This window comes from Neobacillus mesonae, assembly GCF_023715155.1.
GTDB classification, from domain to species: domain Bacteria; phylum Bacillota; class Bacilli; order Bacillales; family Cytobacillaceae; genus Neobacillus; species Neobacillus mesonae_A.
Map to the genome: position 1 here is coordinate 1 of NZ_JAMBNQ010000102.1, position 528 is coordinate 528.

General features: G+C 44.1%; 2 rRNA genes. Both read left to right on the forward strand.

The window, feature by feature from the left end:
* Positions 1-81 (forward strand): 16S ribosomal RNA (locus M3183_RS26690); the annotation flags it as partial.
* A 340-nt stretch (positions 82-421) separates the two neighbouring features.
* A 23S ribosomal RNA gene (locus M3183_RS26695) occupies positions 422-528 on the forward strand; the annotation flags it as partial.

Here is a 528-nt window from a genome sequence, read left to right on the forward strand (position 1 = left end):
CCGCCTAAGGTGGGACAGATGATTGGGGTGAAGTCGTAACAAGGTAGCCGTATCGGAAGGTGCGGCTGGATCACCTCCTTTCTAAGGATATAAGCAGGACTAAGAGCCTGACAAAAAAGGTTTGTTTCACGTATTTTGTTTGTTTAGTTTTGAGGGAACAATCATCTCGCCAAGTTTGCTCCTGCGCCGGCGCATATTCAACGTAGATTATGCTCAGCTCGTCGCAAGGCAGCTTGAAGCAAAACTAGGAGGGCTTTCTTGAAGTTAATTCGTAGAAGTCGCTTTGTTTAGTTTTGATAGAGCAATTCTCTCAAGTGTATTCGTTCTTTGAAAACTAGATAATCGTAAGAAGAAGTAACCAAGTAAGAACCGAGTATCGCCATTTTAGTTTTTCTCTCTAATATTAGAGTAAAACCTTTTAGGTTAAGTTAGAAAGGGCGCACGGTGAATGCCTTGGCACTAGGAGCCGATGAAGGACGGGACTAACACCGATATGCTTCGGGGAGCTGTAAGCAAGCTTTGATCCGG